This is a genomic window from Dechloromonas sp. TW-R-39-2 (assembly GCF_016864195.1).
GTDB lineage: Bacteria > Pseudomonadota > Gammaproteobacteria > Burkholderiales > Rhodocyclaceae > Azonexus.
In genome coordinates, this window is the sequence record NZ_CP045202.1 from 1247551 (window position 1) to 1263369 (window position 15819).

16 protein-coding genes are annotated in these 15819 nt (G+C 52.0%); 12 read left to right on the forward strand and 4 right to left on the reverse strand.

The features are described 5' to 3' along the window. The first annotated feature begins 11 nt into the window (after positions 1 to 11). From GBK02_RS06055 to GBK02_RS06085, 7 genes are all read left to right on the forward strand, one after another. A complete protein-coding gene (locus tag GBK02_RS06055) occupies positions 12 to 632 on the forward strand; it encodes a pseudouridine synthase (RefSeq protein ID WP_371810508.1) in 621 nt (206 codons plus the stop codon). Beyond that, positions 625 to 1068, forward strand: coding sequence for a DUF192 domain-containing protein (locus GBK02_RS06060; protein WP_203468839.1), 444 nt, complete (start codon positions 625 to 627; stop codon positions 1066 to 1068). The genes GBK02_RS06055 and GBK02_RS06060 overlap by 8 nt, the downstream gene beginning before the upstream one ends. Continuing rightward, positions 1068 to 1607: a chorismate lyase gene (locus GBK02_RS06065; protein WP_203468840.1), complete on the forward strand. Its 540-nt coding sequence runs from the start codon at positions 1068 to 1070 to the stop codon at positions 1605 to 1607. Before GBK02_RS06060 ends, GBK02_RS06065 begins: the two co-directional genes overlap by 1 nt. Before the next feature lie 87 nt (positions 1608 to 1694). Continuing rightward, a complete protein-coding gene (locus GBK02_RS06070) occupies positions 1695 to 3356 on the forward strand; it encodes a methyl-accepting chemotaxis protein (RefSeq protein WP_203468841.1) in 1662 nt (553 codons plus the stop codon). Between the two features lie 864 nt (positions 3357 to 4220). Then, on the forward strand, positions 4221 to 5786 hold the full coding sequence (locus GBK02_RS06075) for a recombinase family protein (RefSeq protein ID WP_203468842.1): 1566 nt from the start codon (positions 4221 to 4223) through the stop codon (positions 5784 to 5786). Next, a complete protein-coding gene (locus tag GBK02_RS06080; RefSeq protein WP_239003256.1) occupies positions 5786 to 6685 on the forward strand; it encodes a plasmid partitioning protein RepB C-terminal domain-containing protein in 900 nt (299 codons plus the stop codon). The genes GBK02_RS06075 and GBK02_RS06080 overlap by 1 nt, the downstream gene beginning before the upstream one ends. Continuing rightward, entirely contained in the window at positions 6682 to 7560 is an 879-nt protein-coding gene (locus tag GBK02_RS06085; RefSeq protein ID WP_203468844.1) for a plasmid partitioning protein RepB C-terminal domain-containing protein, read from the forward strand. Before GBK02_RS06080 ends, GBK02_RS06085 begins: the two co-directional genes overlap by 4 nt. 253 nt (positions 7561 to 7813) lie before the next feature. Here the strand turns inward: GBK02_RS06085 and GBK02_RS06090 are convergent, their stop codons facing one another. The 4 genes from GBK02_RS06090 to GBK02_RS06105 form a co-directional block, all read right to left on the reverse strand. Then, complete coding sequence (locus tag GBK02_RS06090; RefSeq protein ID WP_203468845.1) at positions 7814 to 8770, reverse strand: phage exclusion protein Lit family protein; 957 nt, start codon at positions 8768 to 8770, stop codon at positions 7814 to 7816. A gap of 30 nt (positions 8771 to 8800) precedes the next feature. After that, positions 8801 to 9466, reverse strand: a complete 666-nt coding sequence (locus GBK02_RS06095; protein WP_203468846.1) for a hypothetical protein — start codon at positions 9464 to 9466, stop codon at positions 8801 to 8803. Positions 9467 to 9921: 455 nt separating this feature from the next. After that, the gene (locus GBK02_RS06100) at positions 9922 to 10785 is read right to left on the reverse strand and encodes an ImmA/IrrE family metallo-endopeptidase (protein ID WP_203468847.1); all 864 of its coding nucleotides are present in this window, start codon (positions 10783 to 10785) and stop codon (positions 9922 to 9924) included. Then, positions 10782 to 11102, reverse strand: a complete 321-nt coding sequence (locus tag GBK02_RS06105; RefSeq protein ID WP_203468848.1) for a helix-turn-helix domain-containing protein — start codon at positions 11100 to 11102, stop codon at positions 10782 to 10784. Before GBK02_RS06105 ends, GBK02_RS06100 begins: the two co-directional genes overlap by 4 nt. A 175-nt stretch (positions 11103 to 11277) precedes the next feature. Between GBK02_RS06105 and GBK02_RS06110 the strand changes: the two genes are divergently transcribed. Genes GBK02_RS06110 through GBK02_RS06130 form a run of 5 tightly spaced genes read left to right on the forward strand, consistent with a single transcriptional unit; the run spans position 11278 to position 15726 of the window. After that, positions 11278 to 11502, forward strand: a complete 225-nt coding sequence (locus GBK02_RS06110) for a DUF2188 domain-containing protein (RefSeq protein ID WP_203468849.1) — start codon at positions 11278 to 11280, stop codon at positions 11500 to 11502. Between the two features lie 2 nt (positions 11503 to 11504). Beyond that, entirely contained in the window at positions 11505 to 12509 is a 1005-nt protein-coding gene (locus tag GBK02_RS06115; protein WP_203468850.1) for a CBASS cGAMP-activated phospholipase, read from the forward strand. Further along, on the forward strand, positions 12503 to 13636 hold the full coding sequence (locus tag GBK02_RS06120; RefSeq protein ID WP_203468851.1) for a cyclic GMP-AMP synthase DncV-like nucleotidyltransferase: 1134 nt from the start codon (positions 12503 to 12505) through the stop codon (positions 13634 to 13636). Before GBK02_RS06115 ends, GBK02_RS06120 begins: the two co-directional genes overlap by 7 nt. Before the next feature lie 3 nt (positions 13637 to 13639). Next, entirely contained in the window at positions 13640 to 15256 is a 1617-nt protein-coding gene (locus tag GBK02_RS06125; protein WP_203468852.1) for a ThiF family adenylyltransferase, read from the forward strand. Then, positions 15244 to 15726: a Mov34/MPN/PAD-1 family protein gene (locus GBK02_RS06130; RefSeq protein ID WP_203468853.1), complete on the forward strand. Its 483-nt coding sequence runs from the start codon at positions 15244 to 15246 to the stop codon at positions 15724 to 15726. The genes GBK02_RS06125 and GBK02_RS06130 overlap by 13 nt, the downstream gene beginning before the upstream one ends. Positions 15727 to 15819 lie beyond the last annotated feature (93 nt).

Below are 15819 nucleotides of genomic sequence, written 5' to 3' on the forward strand. Positions count from 1 at the left end.
TGCGGTCGACGATGAAAATCGGTCAAAATCGCGCTTTTCCATTCAAGCCTGAGCGCGTGTCCACCATCGTTCTCCTCAACAAGCCTTACGGTGTTCTCAGCCAGTTCACGCCGGAAGGCAAGTGGCGGGCGCTCGACGAGTTCATTCCGCTCAAGGATGTTTATGTCGCCGGCCGGTTGGATGCCGACAGCGAAGGCCTGTTGATCCTGACTGATGACGGCAAGTTGCAGGCGCGCATCGCCGACCCGAAGCACAAGCTGGAAAAAACCTATTGGGCTCAGGTCGAAGGCGTGCCGGATGAGACGGCGCTCGATCGTTTGCGGGCCGGTATCAAGCTCTCCGATTTCACCGCCCAGCCAGCCAAGGTACGGTTGATCGACCCGCCGGCCGAACTCTGGCCGCGCGATCCGCCGATCCGTTTTCGCCAGGCAATTCCAACCTCATGGCTGGAAATCCGGATTTCCGAAGGCAAGAACCGCCAGGTCAGGCGGATGACGGCGGCCATCGGGTATCCTACGCTGCGCCTGGTGCGTGCCGCGATTGGCGGACTGACGGTGACTGGCCTGGGGCTGGGAGAATGGCGGCGCTTCGAAGGCAGTTACAAGGATTTGCAAGGAAAAATCAATGAATAAAACCCTTTTCGGCCTGCTGGCCGCCGGTCTGCTCAGCGGTGCTGCGCTGGCCCAGAGTTCGATGCCGGTCATGGAGTTGACCACGGGATTCCACCGCATCGAGGCTGAAGTTGCCGCCAACGACCAGAATCGCCAAGTGGGCCTGATGAATCGCAAGAGCATGCCGCAGCAGCATGGCATGTTGTTTGTCTTCGCTCAGAACAACACGCACTGCATGTGGATGCGCAACACCTTGCTGCCCTTGTCAGTGGCTTTCGTCGATGCCGATGGCTACATCATCAATATCGAGGACATGCAGCCGCAGACCGAAGACAACCACTGCGCCCGTAAGCCGGCCCGTTACGCCCTGGAAATGAATCTTGGCTGGTTCGCCCAGCGCGGCATCAAGCCCGGCAGCAAGCTCAACGGCATCGACAAGGCTCCGCGTCCCCAGTAATGAAACGCAGCAAATGGCGCGAGTATTTGCCGCGCGGGCGGCTTGATCCGCAACTTCATTCCTGGCTGGTCGAGCCGGGCTCGCTGACGACCCGACTCCAGCGCTGCAGCCGGTCGTTTCGGGTGCGCCTGCTCAGCTATCGTCTCGGCCAGCCCTTACCCGACGAGGCCATCCAGCTTGAAGCCGGCCGCCATCAGGCGCATGTCCGCGAAGTCTTGCTGGAATGCGATGCCGTCCCGGTGATTTTTGCCCATACCATGCTGTCGACCGCGACAAACGGTCGGCTCGGCCGCTGGTTGGCCCGCCTGGGGACGCGTTCGCTGGGCTCCCTGCTTTTTGCACATCCGGGCTTCAACCGCGGAGCCATCGAGTTCATTCGGCTCGACCCGCGCCACCCGCTTTTTGGCCGGGCCATTCGGGCGGCAGGTCTTGGTCACGCACCGCGCCACCTCTGGGCTCGCCGTTCGCTCCACGTACTGGCAACCCAGCGGGTGTTGGTGACCGAGGTGTTTTTGCCGCCGATTGTGATACTTAAATAGCTGCGATTGGCGGTTGTTTGTAACAATTGATTGCAATATGTCGTACTTCCTTCGGTATTATCGTTGTATATGCCTAAAGGAATAGTCATGACCATCAAAGTGCGTTTGATTACGCTGATCTGTTTTGCCGTATTTGCTGTGTGCAGTGTGGGTGCGGTCGGTTTGTGGGCGACGGCTCAGGAGGGGGCCGCCCTGCACGAGGCGGTCGATGTGCGCTTGCCATCGATCCTTGGCCTGGAAATCATTAATGAAGCGCAGACCGATCTAGCACGCGCTTCGCTGGAAACGGCCATTTGGGAAAATGATTACAGTGCGGCTGCAAAAGCCAATTTTGTCAGCGCACTGGCGGCCAAAAATGATGCATGGAAGCGGATCGACAAGGGTTGGAAAATTTACGAACCATTGCCACAAACGCCTGAGGAAGCACTGTTGTGGAAGGCTTTCATGGCGGACTGGGAAAGCTGGAAGCAGCTTGACCTGAAGGTGACGGCAGAAATGCAGAAGCTTGCGACGGGGCTGGGAGAGCCGGCACAGAAAGAAGCATTCAAGCGCTTTTACGATGCTTTTGATGCTCAGCGCAACAGCTTCATCAAGGCCGAGGCGAGTCTGGGTAAAGTGGTCGATATCAATATCGCTACCGCCAGTGCCGCAAAGGCCGATGCCGAGGCCAAGGAGCGCCAGGCGCACTTGGTTAGCGTTACGGTCGTGGTTGTTGCGATGTTGGTCATGGTGCTGGTCGGTATCTGGATTTATCGCGCCGTGATTGGCCCGCTTTCCGCCATGCAGAAAGCCATGCAGGAAATCGGAAGCAGTTCTGATTTTCGTTTGCGTGTCGAGGTGCAGAGTGATGATGAGGTCGGGCGGACCGCCTCGGCTTTCAATGGTCTGGTTGCTCAAATGCAAGCCTCCCTGAAAAATGTGACCGAGCGGATGAGTGATGTTCGTCGCGAGGTGGGTGAGCTTTCCGGCGCCGCTCACGAAGTTGCTGCGGCCACCGCACATCAAGCCTCCGCGGCCTCATCGATGGCGGCAGCGGTTGAGCAGGTGACGGTCAGCATCAATCATGTTTCCGATAGTGCCGCCGATGCCCTGCGTATTTCAAAAACGGCCGAGGAACGTTCGGAGGCCGGTGGGCGAACGATTAATCGCTCGGTGCAAGGCATGGTTGAGATCAGTGCCACGGTCGACCGGGCGGCCGGTACGATTCAGGAACTTGGCCGTCAGTCCGAGCAGATTTCAGCTGTCGTCCAGGTGATCAAGGACGTTGCCGACCAGACTAATCTGCTGGCCCTCAATGCTGCGATCGAAGCTGCCCGGGCAGGGGAGCAGGGGCGTGGTTTTGCCGTCGTCGCCGACGAGGTACGAAAATTGGCTGAGCGGACCACCCAGTCCACCGGTGAAATTGGACGGATGATTGCTGCCATTCAGCAGAGCAGTCTCGCTGCCGTTGAAGGTATGCAGCATGTCGTCACCCAGGTGAATCAGGAGCGGGAACTGACCAGCTCGGCCGGTGAGCAAATTACCGGTATCGGGCAGGATACCCAGCAGGTTGCTGCAGCAATTTCCGATATTGCAGAGGCGTTGCGCGAACAGAGTTCGGCCAGCAACGATATCGCCATGCACGTTGAGTCTGTCGCCCAGATGACCGAAGAAAACAACGCCGCAACGGAGCGAACTGCCGAGAGTGCCAAGCGGGTTGATCAACTGGCTGATCAGGTATTGACTACCTTGGCCGTCTATAAAGTCTGATCCGATGTTCGCTTCGGGCTGAATGAAAACAGGGCACCGCGGTGCCCTGTTTTTTTTCGGGGAAGCCCCGGTCGTCCTGGGGGTGTGCTGCACAAATAAAGGAGCGAAAAAGGATACAGATCATATGGATAGCTCAAATTTTACGCCTTCTAGGCTCTTGGTGGGCTCTATCCGGGAATTCTTGTGATCTCTGCAAGCTTCTGATTTACAAGTGTTTATGAAATTTTATTAGTCACGCAAGCGGGGTGGCTCAACGCCAGGGCCAGTTCTCCGAAGCTTTTCGTGAATCCATGTGGTTTTCAACCCATGGAGCTCAAAAAGTGAACACGAAAAAGTGCATTGCCTGCGGCCAATATTTCAAACCGTGGCCGCAAACCCCTGATCAAACCTACTGCTCAAAAGCTGAGTGTCAGCGGGAGCGGCGTCGTCGGGCTAAGCAACGAGAGCGGCTGTCCACCCCTAAACAGCCATCCGATAGTAATGCCGATTGGGCGTCTGACAAACCAGGCTATTGGCGGGACTATCGAGCAGATCATCCCGACTACGCTGATCGAAATCGTCTTCTGCAAAAGGGCCGAAATTTACGGCGAACGTTACCTCGAGAAACCAACGGAATAACGCATCTACCACCTGGGCGCTACCGTCTTGAGCGCTTAGACGGCGACAGTATTGCAAACGGGGTGGTGTGGATCGTCGAAATCCACGTCCTGTCAGCATTTTCGAGAGATGGGTGATTGCAAATGTCGCCCACATTTTCATGTTTCTAATTTCTTGCTAGCTTGGGCCAATCGTTTGATTTTTTTTGTGATTTGTTCATTCTGCCAGGCGCCATGTTGCGCCTGGTTAATCGGGTGGAGAACAAAAATGCCTATTCAAGCATTGGTTGATGGCGACGGAGTTCAGACTGCTTTGTTCAGGGCGGCTGAGTATGTACGGATGTCGACTGAGCATCAACAATACTCAACTGAAAATCAGGCAGCCAATATCCGCGAATACGCGCAACGACGCGGAATTCAGATCGTGAAAACGTACGCAGATGAAGGAAAGAGCGGACTGCGAATTGACGGTCGCCAGGCACTGCAACAGCTCATCTCCGATGTTGAGTCAGGGAAGGCCGAATTCAATCTCATCCTCGTATACGACGTCAGTCGTTGGGGGCGCTTTCAGGATGCCGATGAGTCGGCCTATTACGAGTACATCTGCAAGCGAAAAAACATCTTGGTCAGCTACGTTGCTGAGCAATTCGAAAACGATGGCTCGCCCGTGTCGACGATCGTTAAGGGCGTCAAGAGAGCTATGGCTGGTGAGTATAGCCGTGAGCTTTCCGCTAAGGTCTTTGCTGGGCAATGTCGGTTGATCGAACTTGGGTATCGCCAGGGAGGGCCTGCTGGGTATGGGTTACGCAGGGTCTTGATCGACCAGCATGGTAATCACAAGGGCGAGTTGGCTCGAGGGGAGCACAAAAGTCTTCAGACTGACCGTGTCATTTTGGTCCCAGGGCCAGAGGAGGAGGTCCTGGTGGTTAATCAGATCTACCGTTGGTTTATCGAAGATGGACTGACGGAGTCCCAGATCGCATCCAGACTGAACACGCTTGGACATAGGACGGATTTAGATCGCGATTGGACGAGAGCAACCGTCAGCGAAGTGCTGACTAATGAGAAATACATTGGCAATAACGTATACAACCGTATCTCCTTCAAGTTAAAGAAGGCTCGGGTGACCAACACTCCAGATATGTGGATACGAAAAGAGGGAGCGTTCGAGTCGGTTGTCCCCTCGGAGTTGTTTTACACAGCACAAGGCATTATGCGAGCGCGGTTTCGTCGATATTCTGACAACGACTTGCTCGAACGCTTGAGGAACCTATATCAGACCCGTGGATTCCTCTCCGGGCTCATCATCAATGAAACCGATGGTATGCCGTCAACTTCCGTTTATGCACATCGCTTCGGCAGCTTGATCCGTGCGTACCAGATGGTTGGTTTTACGCCAGACAGAGATTTTGGCTATCTCGAAATCAACCGCTATCTAAGGGAAATGCATCCCGGTATCGTTCGGCAAACTGAGTTGAGTATTCAAGAGCTAGGCGGCAGTGTTGTTCGTGATCCAGCTACTGGTATTTTGGATGTGAATGACGAATTCAGCATCTCAATCGTTTTGTCCCGATGTCATACGACAGAGGCTGGTGGGCGGCGCTGGAAAATCCGTTTTGATACCAGTCTCTGCCCAGATATCACGGTAGCGGTTCGTCTGAATTACGAAAATCAGTCTGCACTGGATTACTACTTGCTGCCCCGCTTGGATTTTGGGCTAGATCGTCTCTGTTTGGCTGAGTCAAACGCATTTGAGCTGGATAGCTATCGCTTCGATACGCTGGACTATCTCTATGGGATGGCGGAACGTTTTCGGATTCGGAGGGCAGCGTGATGCTTCAGCTAGATGCAAAAAAAGTGGAGATGCTTCCCGTTGAGCTGATTCGGGTACTAAATCCCCGGGAGAGAAATCAACGCAGTTTTGAGGGCATTGTTGAAAGCATTCGCAATGTTGGCCTGAAAAAACCTATTGTTGTGACCCGGCGAGCTAACGTTGGGGGCCAGCATGAGTATGCCTTGGTTTGCGGGGAAGGCCGTCTGAGTGCGTTTCGGATGCTTGGCGAAAAGCAAATCCCCGCATTGGTGGTGGAGGCGAGTGATGAGGACGCCTACATCATGAGTCTTGTCGAGAACATCGCACGTCGTCAGTACCGGCCGCTGGAAATTCTCAGAAGCATTAAGCAATTATCTGAGCGTGGCTATAGTCCCGGCGACATTGGCAAGAAAACAGCATTGTCGTCTCAATATGTGTCTGGAATTCTGAAGTTGCTCAGTTGTGGCGAAGAGAGACTCCTTATGGCCGTTGAAAAAGGAATGGTTCCTCTCAATACCGCCCTAGATATTGTCAGCGCAGGCGAGGACAACGTAGCTCTACAAACCGCAATGCAGGAAGCCTATGAATCGGGTTTGTTAAGAGGCACCAAACTGACCAAGCTCCGACGTATTTTGGAGCGCCGTACAACGCTGGGACCCTCACTTAATCATATTAGCAAGAGGAAGCGCACCAACGTTACATCGGCAAGTTTGGTTCGGGTGTATGAAAAAGAAGTCGAGCGGAAGAAACTAATTCTCAGAAAGGCAGATTTAACCCAAAAACGTTTGCTTTTCGTCACCAGTGCACTACGTCAGCTATTGAGCAACGAACATTTCGTCAATTTGCTGCGGGCAGAACAACTCGATGTGATGCCGATGTATCTGGCAGAGCGTGTATGGCCGGAGAAGATTAGGCGATGAACGGTGTGCCTCGTGCTTTCTCTCCGGAAATTCTTCAAGTGCCTCTGGACAAGCTTCTACCTTCTAGAAGCTTACCTAGCAGTGTGCCGGGGTCAGTGAAGTTTCGACAGATCGTCAGCTCAATTCAAAGTGTTGGTTTGATTGAGCCACTGTCAATCAGTCCTATGGATGCAATATCTGGACAGTACCTGGTGCTTGATGGGCATGTACGGCTTATGGCTATGCAAGAGCTCGAGTTTTCGGTGGCTCCGTGTCTGTTGGCGGCGGATGATGAGGCGTATACCTATAACAGTCGGATCAACCGGCTGTCGAGTATTCAGGAGACCAGAATGCTCCAGGAGGCGGTGGCCAAGGGGGTATCAAAAGATCGTCTTGCTCAGTCACTAAACATCGACATCAGCAGCCTGCTCAAAAAACTCAAGCTCTTGGATGGAATATGCCCAGAAGCTGTAGAGCTGTTGAGAGATCTGCAGTTTTCACCCGAAATCTCGCGAATACTTCGCAAAATGAAGGCAACTCGTCAGGTTGTATGTGTCGATTTGATGCTCTCTGCCAATAGTTTGACTGTTAACTATGCAGAGGCGCTTTTGGCCACAACGCCAGCCGAGCTTTTGGTGGGTGGGGAAAAGCCCGAAATGAAGGGGGTCACTGCTGAACAAATGGCTCGGATGGAGCACGAAATGGAAAACCTGCAAGGCCAGTACAAGCTTATAGAAGATAGCTATGCAGACGACGTTCTAAATTTGGTTGTAGCGCAGGGATATCTGAGCAAATTATTGGCTAACGACGCCGTCAGTCGGTTTATAGAGCAACACCGTCAGGATATCTATGAGCAATTTAAATCAATTGCGCTGATGAACTCCCTCGATAGCTGACAGGCCTTGGTTCTTTAACAATTCGGCAAATTGATAGTGGCTGCTACGAACATGCCGCAGCTTGGAGCGCGAGTGTTTCGTGGCAGCCATCTTTTTTGCGGAAAATGATTTTTTGTGAACGGCATGTTACGTATGCTGGCTAATCGGCCAAAAATTCCCTTCATCGGAATGCAGAGCAATGGCTGCTTTACACAAAATAACGGACACGCCTGGCAGGATGGCCAGAATCTGCTCCTCATCGCCTGGGGGTTTCCTATGCTGACCAAGTGGTAATGCGGTCAAGTACGTCATCAAGCGCATGATTAGAATCCTCGAAAATTGTTTCAGAACGAGGTGTGTCTTCGAGTTCAGGAATGGCGTGCTCAAGGATGATTGCGCACAACATCGGGAAGTAACTTTGGTATTGCTCGCCCTGTAAATTCAACATGCTCAAGAAGTGTTGAAGTCGATGATGTAGCTGCGGGTGGCGGTACTGTCGAAACGCTCGCTTCATGTCGGTGCATAGGTATAGGGAGCTAAGTAGCGCGGAGATGATTGCCCAAGCCTTGTCCAATTTTTGCTCATCATCTGTAGCAAACTCGACCAAGCTCTCAAACGCTCTGACGTCCGCTTCCTTTTCAGCCAGGACCGCTTCGACGTCAGAGACATCGGGAGTTATTGCTTGAATGTGTTTTCCAAGCGCATGAGCGTATTCATGCCCGAGCAAAAAGGCGGCTGCTTGCTGAAAAACTAAGTTAGCTTTTTCTCCGTACCATTGCTCTTGGTCTGATGGATAGTGAATGGGAGAGGGGAGGTGTGCGGGCCAGTGGCTAGCTAATGTACGAAGAGAGGCTGACCATCCACGCAACTGAAGGGCTCGCTGGATAATTGGGTCACTTGTGTCAACGGAACCATTCCAAACTCCTGCGAGCATAGGCATTTGGATCCCGCGTTCGTAAATCACCATCCAGGAATATATGAACGACCACAATAGTTCCAGGTGCTTTAAGCTCAGATGCATTTCTGGCACAGCTTTGGCTGTGTGCCGATGAAGACATGGGCCTTTCGGTGGCGCTGCGGTTAGGTCGCAGTTCAGCCCGATTTCTGCGCTTACACGACCGTCATTAACAGCTTCAGTCAACGATGCGCCTGAATATGGAGTCGCATTCTCGAAGGCCCAAGTGATGTTGTGTTCGAGCGCAAGTACCGGTGAATCAGACGGGATATTCACGTTCTCTCTGACTTTAAACTAAGCGGAAAATTATATTTGCGACGTAATTTCAAGCCATTTGCGCTCAGCCACTTCATAGCAATTTACCTCTTCACAGTCACGAGTGACCAGTCGCAGCTCCAGGTCACCTTGAGTTGGAGAGTTAGTCCAGTAGTGCCCTTTAAGGCGATTTCCAGCATCGAGAAGTTTTAATTCGCCCGAACCGGTGGTGAGCTTGTTTTCTCCGTTGTACTGTCTTCGGAGTTCAAAGATGTAGCAAATCCGCGTGGCATCCGTCCGCATGTTTTGAATAAGGGCCTCAACTTTCGATTCGCCTTCTTGATCGCTAGTAAACGACTCTATCGACAAAGAAAGGTACGTCTGTCGTATTACAAATGCGATTTCAATTGGAGGTATTGCTTGGCCATCAGGGCGCTTATAGCTTGTGTTTAAGGTGCCTCGCCAGAGGCCATGGACAATCGGGCGGCCAAGCCATTTGGCCAGTAGTGGATAGTTCCAAGTGCGTCTGGCAAAGAAACCAAAAGCAAATCCAGCTACGGTTAAGGCAGAGCTAATGGCTTGCCAGGCAGCTGTTAGGATGGAAGTGTCGAAAGCAATTCTCACTGCAAAAATTCCGCCAGCGATAACGAAGGTGACGATGGCGAAGCCTTTTAATAGGCGTTCAAATTCTGCGTAGGTCAGGCTTAGTAGGTTCATGAGAATGGATGCTCAGACTTTTCTGCCGCATTCGAAGATGCATAGCTCACCAGTGTGAGTCAGCAGCCCAACGCAAGCAATTTCAGGAAGCTTTGAAACTAGGTAGGCCGTCATGTGACGGGCACCATTTGGTCGGTCATTACCAATTTCAGAATCATTTTTCGGCAAAACTGGTGAGAGAAACTGAGAAATGTGGGTTAGCGACCAGGTTTTGGCATCAATTAAGTGGAAGCCATCGTGCCACGGTGATGAGGTGTCAGAGATTGATACCAATGCAGATGCAATCCCCTCGGTTCCGGAAATGGGGAGCTGAGGACAGGCTAATTTTGGAGTTCCCAGGGAAATGTGAGGGAGTAACCCCAAGTATTTGTAGAAGACGATCCCGACACCCGAAAATTGGGGAGTTCGGTTCGCAGCTACAAAAAGTAGGAGTTCCTTTGCTTGCTCTAGATGAGTCAAAATCGGCCCTGATTAGTGAAACTATCCTCATCCGGCATTTCTTCAATGTACAGCATGGTTACCTTGTAACCGTCTTGCTGATGCAGGGTCTGTTCAAGAATCCTGTTTGGCAAACTAGGCCCCCTTGCATCTGACAACCATATATATCCGTCTAGCTCGACCATTTCACCAACACCTTGGCCGTTGCCTCGAGCAGAAGATTGCCTCGGTAATTGCTGCCCGTTCTTGATACTCAGTAGATAGGGAAACTCTGGCCCCTTTGTCCAATATCGGACGGTGTCGTTCAGCGAAAAAACGAATGCAACGGGGTGGTCGGATAGGTTCATGAACCTGCGAGCTGTCGCTTCGACGCTGGCGTCAAAATGAGCAGAGAATTGAACAACCTGCTCAATGTCAGGTTCTCCAGCTTTTCTCTGCAATTTCTTGAATATTGCGGATGGCATCAACAACTCTGAAGCAAATGCATTTGCCTCAGCTTCCATCTCAAGACCTCTGGCGGCTTTTGAATCGGTCCCAGAGTCTTTGATACTTTCTGAGGAACAGGAAAATCTTGTTTGTCGGTGCCAGGGGAGCAAGTAATGGCCTAGTTCGTGGCCAATGGTGAATCGTCTACGTTGAGGATTGGCATTAGCTTTCACCATAATGACTCCCTGAGATTTCTCAGGGTTGGTCATTAACATTCCCTCAAATCCCTCGGTGACCAACTCGCTGATTTGTTGTATGCCTACAGCAGTAGCCAGTTCTTCAAGTGGAACTGGGTAGGGTATGTCTGGATTCTGGCGCAGGATTTCGTCAACGATTTCTATGGGGCGAACCTTGCCATCCAATTCCATTAGGTCGAGGGAAATGCTTGAACTCAATCTTTCTTGCCCTTCAGAAAAACCATCATTTGCTTGAGAGTTTCTTGGTCTCGAGGGTCTAGTGACTTCAGGTCCCTGTAGAAAACCATCGCTTCATCATCAGAAGTGAGCCCATCGCGAGTTGGGTCAATTAAATAGTCCACTGTGACTTTGAAGTGGTCAGCAAACTTTCGAAGTAACTCTGCTGACGGATTCGAGGATTTACCTTTCTCAAGCTCCCATATATGCGTCTTGGTTATACCAATGGTGTCAGCCGTCTGTTGCAGCGACTCTCCCTTTCTCATGCGAAGCTCGTTGAGCTTAGCCCCGAGGGACATGACATTATCCTCCTAATTCTTGCGCCCAGACTGGCACCAGCTAGCTGAAAGCGTGGCGCGTAAGATACACCCGAACAAATTTGTTGTGCAATGGTTGAATTTTCTAGGTGTTAGATATATCTTACGTATGCGGATGCACCTATACGAACGGTAGTCTCTTGTCCTGGAGCAAAAAATGACGAAGCGAAATCAACACGTTGTACCCCGTAATGACGGATGGGCAGTAAAAGGCGCCGGTGCTGAACGTGCAACGGTCGTCGTGAATACGCAACAAGAGGCCATTGAGCGTGCTCGCAACATTGCCCGGCATCAGGGCACGGAATTGCTGATTCATGGTCGTGATGGTCGTATTCGTGAGCGTGATAGCCACGGTAAAGACAAATTTCCTCCGAAGGGTTAAATATGAATAGCAGCGAACCTAAGCCGTTCCACATCCTTGCTTTGTCTGGCGGCGGGTTTCGTGGGCTCTATACCGCGACAGTGCTCGAGGAACTAGAGGCCGCATTGGGTTCGCCTATTGGTAGTCGGTTCGACCTGATTTGTGGCACTTCAGTAGGCGGTTTGCTGGCAATGGGTTTGGCTGCTGAAATTCCAGCCTCAGACCTCACCAAGATTTTTACTGAGCACGGCAAAGATATATTCGGACGGCAATCCTGGTTGCGGCGTCTTGGGCGCGGCATCTTTAGGGCGAAGCACAGTGACGAAGGTCTGCGTGAAACTCTGGAGCTGGTGTTCGAAGGTCGACTGCTTGGTGACCTAAAACATCCTGTCTTGATTCCGACCGTTAATTACTCTACTGGGCGCGCACAGATGTTCAAGACTCCCCATCATCCTAGGGTGGAACTCGACCATCGGCTTTCCCTAGTAGATGTCGCCTTGGCGACATCAGCTGCTCCGGTTTTTCTGCCGCTTGCTGAAAATTCTCGGGGAATATTCTGTGACGGAGGTTTGGTAGGAAACTCCCCAGGATTTTTCGGCCTTCATGAAGCGAAGCACTTCATGGAAGCGGACCCGGCCACTATGCGATTGCTTGCAATCGGAACAATGAGTTCCGGTAATACCGTGCCAGGAAGTGCTCGTCGAGACAGGGGGATTCTCGACTGGGGCGAAGCACTCATCTCGTTGATGATTTCGGCACAAGAGTCATCAACCAATTTTCTGCTTCAGCATGAACTTGGTGACCGCTACGCCCGCATCGATGACGAGGCGACACCTGACCAAGTCGACGACATTCGATGTCTTGACGTGGTTTCCCCTGCGGCCGTCAAAACTTTAACCCTGCGTGCTCGAAATGCCGCTCAAGGGGCTCTCGGAATGAAGACATTTTCTCCATTCAGAACGCACGTTGCCTCATTGCCCACTTTTTTCCATGGCCCCAACAAGAACACGGAGTTGCCCGTATGCTAAATCTGAGCTCGCTCTTTTATTCGCCTGTCGATGAGGTTTCACTGCTGACCAACATCGAACTCCATCCAGTTCGTAAAGGCAATTTGGCTGAGTCAAAAGCTGAAATACGAGCCTGGCTAAAGAAGTATTTGCCGGTGGCTTTGGCTGCTAATGATGAAGTCAAGGCTGCTGTGACGCCGAGATTTTTTACTCAGGGTTCATGGGCCTACAAAACGCTCAATGCTCCAGCTAAGAAGACGCAGCAGGCAGATATTGATGACGGGGCTTATTTGCCCATGAGTTTTGTGAAAGAATCGCCGCGCCCTAGCATTGCGAGCAAAGTCTTCTTTCGGGCTGTTGAAGAAACGCTCAAGCCCCTCGTTGATATGCGAGATTGGCGACTGGATACATCGAAGGCAACCTGTGTTCGAGTCATTATTGCTGCAGACGCGCATGAGGACATTCCACTCTATGCTATCCCTGATAGTGAATACGTAAAGCTTGCCGAGGCAAGAAATCACCGTGTTGCTGCGCTCGATGCCATGTTTGCTAAGTCGGAACAGGATGTGTGGGAGGCACTTCCAACGCAATCTGTTTTGTTAGCGCACCGTGAAGACAATTGGATTAGTTCAGACCCGCGCCCCGTGAAAGACTGGTTTGTCAAAGCGGTATTGGTACATGGTGAGCAGCTTCGCCGGGTTGTTCGTTACCTGAAAGCGTTTCGGGATTGGCAGTGGGAGTCGGGGGGGCCAGCTTCTATTCTGTTGATGGCTGCTGCGGTTGAATGTTATGAGACCCGTGACCGGCGAGACGACCTCGCGTTGTTAGACGTAGTAAAACAGCTTCCTGAAACTCTTAGGCGCGGCGTATCGAATCCGGTTGACCTCGAAGAGTCGCTTACCAAGCGTTTAGGTAAGGAGGGAGTCGAGGATGCTTGTGTGAAATTTGACTTGCTGGCTCAGTACCTTGGGGCGGCAATTCATGCATCCGAACCTACGCAAGCATGCACATGGCTACAAGCCATGTTTGGTAGCCGTTTTCCGTTGCTGCCTGAAAGGGTGAAGACTGAAAGCGTTAAAAGCACCGTACAGGCAGCACCAGTAGCGGCTGTTGCATCGCCACTGGTTGGTAGAAGCAAGGCGGGCTAAGTTTTGTCGTCAGGCATCCAGCTGGCAACACAAGCGCTTCATCAGCGCGGGTTCAAGTTCGTCTATTCGACGGCAGGGTATGCCTTCGAGGGAGCGGTGCCAATTTGCGGGAATTTGGTGCGAATTAGGGTGACTCTTGAAGACGACTCTTTCGTCGACCTCCCGGAAGTCCAGCTGCTTGAGCGGCCTGTCGGAATGCCCGCTATCGTTCCCCATGTTTCTCCAGACGGGTTCATCTGTTATGCAGCACGCGGGACACTGGCGTTAAATATATTCGACCCAGCCGGTCAGACGCTGGCTTGCGTAGAGCGCGCTATTCGGGTCGTGGAAAGTGCAGTCAGGGGAGATTTGGCTGCCGACCTGGCCGAAGAGTTTTTTGCCTATTGGCCAGGGGCGGTGGTGTTTGCCGATATGCCACTTACCAAGGCTAGTAGCGGCAAAGCCTTCTTATGCAAGCACGCCAGCAGTGGTAACCAGTTTGTATTTCTAACTGATGACGTCGAGCGAACAAAGAAAAAGCTTTCTGACAGCATTTTTAGCGCACAACATCATGCGGTGGATATTCAGGTTTTTAAGTCAAAGACTAGCCCCGGAGTAAGGCAGACCTCTTGGCCGCCCAAGACTGTTGGTGAGTTCCTGTCTTGGCAAGGGGAGCTGGATTCAGATTGTTCTCGCCGAATTGTCAGGTCGCTTGAGAGGGGGATGAAATCAGGGGCTAGTTATGCGGCTATCCTGATTCAGTCGCCAACATCTTGGTATGGAATTCTTACTGACTTCGACCAATCGGAGCGAAGCGGTAGCTTGATGCTTCGTCTGAATGCTCGACCAGCACTTCTTAAGTCTCGAGTTTCGCCGCTGTCAGTAATTCGCATTGATGATGACTATCTGGCGAGCAGGAACGTGCCAGAAAGAAAAACACTGGTTGGTCTTCGGATTGCACTTGTTGGGTGCGGGACGATTGGTGGCTATCTGGCTGATTTGCTGATTCGGGCAGGCGCGGGCCTAAAAGGGGGGCTGCTAACTTTGATTGATTCAGAGAGCTTTATGCCGGGAAACATGGGGCGGCATCGTTTGGGGTTGCCCAGCATCTTCAAATCCAAAGCTTCTGAGTTGGCAAATGAACTTAAGCGTGTTGTACCGAGTGCTTGTGTTGAAGCGTGCGTAGAGGATGTCAGAAAGGTTGCTAACTTGGCCGAGTTTGACCTTGTTATTGATGCAACCGGGGAGGAGGCGCTTTCCAATTTTCTGAACAAAACAATGCGTCAGGACCGCTTTGTTCCCATGGTTTTTTCTTGGGTCGCAGGTGCAGGAGAAAGTGTTAACGCCTTTATCAGAGATGCACCCGACGTGGCCTGCTATCACTGCATGACTACTCATCAAGCTGCTATAGGGGCTGTTGTTCCACCTTCCTATGCAGGCTTTGGCTGTGAAAGCCTTTATGTCCCATTCCCAGTTAGCGTTTCTGTGTCAGCTGCCGCACTAGCCCTGGATGCCGTCCTAGATTGGGTGAATGGCCAGAGCTCTCCGAAATTCCGCTCCAGAGTCATGATGGGGGCTCTGCAAGGAACCCAAGTCCAAGAGCTCGAGAAAATTGAAGGGTGCCCTGCGTGCGCTTCGTAACCGGCTGGCTTGAACCAAAATCAGGACGTTTGATTGCTATTGACCAAGACGTCATCGAGCAGGCCGCTGGGTATTGCCAGAAATCATTAAGCGCAACTGAAGCTGGTGGCCTTCTCATGGGCTTACGCCGCGGACAGAACATCGAAATAAAGTGGCTGACCATTCCCCGCGAGACTGATAAACGTCAGCGTTTGGGTTTTGTCAGGGAGATTATTGGCCACGCGGCAGCAGCCGTCGCTAAATGGCGTGAAACTGGCTCCCTAGCAGACTATGTTGGCGAGTGGCACACCCATCCGGAAGAGCATCCAACTCCTTCTGGAATTGACCTTTCGGAATGGTCAAGACAGTCAATGGAACGTACCGATGGACGGCCTTTGTTTTTCTTGATTGTCGGGACGGCGGGGTTTTATGGGGCCCTCTGCCAGGGGGGAGTTGTATTCCCAATGACTCCTATTGAATTTGCTACTTAGTAAATCACTTGAAACGGTATCTGGTTCGAGGGGGCTAAATCGCCATTTCGTGACACCTGGGCGGGCTGCTTTACTATTCAGAGCACTTGCCTC

Excerpts from the sequence above, each read along its gene's own strand:
- GBK02_RS06080 (WP_239003256.1), top strand. The coding sequence starts at position 5,786 with ATGCTTCAGCTAGATGCAAAAAAAGTGGAGATGCTTCCCGTTGAGCTG.
- GBK02_RS06060 (WP_203468839.1), top strand. The coding sequence starts at position 625 with ATGAATAAAACCCTTTTCGGCCTGCTGGCCGCCGGTCTGCTCAGCGGT.
- GBK02_RS06075 (WP_203468842.1), top strand. The coding sequence starts at position 4,221 with ATGCCTATTCAAGCATTGGTTGATGGCGACGGAGTTCAGACTGCTTTG.
- GBK02_RS06085 (WP_203468844.1), top strand. The coding sequence starts at position 6,682 with ATGAACGGTGTGCCTCGTGCTTTCTCTCCGGAAATTCTTCAAGTGCCT.
- GBK02_RS06095 (WP_203468846.1), bottom strand. The coding sequence starts at position 9,466 with ATGAACCTACTAAGCCTGACCTACGCAGAATTTGAACGCCTATTAAAA.
- GBK02_RS06115 (WP_203468850.1), top strand. The coding sequence starts at position 11,505 with ATGAATAGCAGCGAACCTAAGCCGTTCCACATCCTTGCTTTGTCTGGC.
- GBK02_RS06105 (WP_203468848.1), bottom strand. The coding sequence starts at position 11,102 with ATGTCCCTCGGGGCTAAGCTCAACGAGCTTCGCATGAGAAAGGGAGAG.
- GBK02_RS06065 (WP_203468840.1), top strand. The coding sequence starts at position 1,068 with ATGAAACGCAGCAAATGGCGCGAGTATTTGCCGCGCGGGCGGCTTGAT.
- GBK02_RS06120 (WP_203468851.1), top strand. The coding sequence starts at position 12,503 with ATGCTAAATCTGAGCTCGCTCTTTTATTCGCCTGTCGATGAGGTTTCA.
- GBK02_RS06110 (WP_203468849.1), top strand. The coding sequence starts at position 11,278 with ATGACGAAGCGAAATCAACACGTTGTACCCCGTAATGACGGATGGGCA.
- GBK02_RS06070 (WP_203468841.1), top strand. The coding sequence starts at position 1,695 with ATGACCATCAAAGTGCGTTTGATTACGCTGATCTGTTTTGCCGTATTT.
- GBK02_RS06055 (WP_371810508.1), top strand. The coding sequence starts at position 12 with ATGAAAATCGGTCAAAATCGCGCTTTTCCATTCAAGCCTGAGCGCGTG.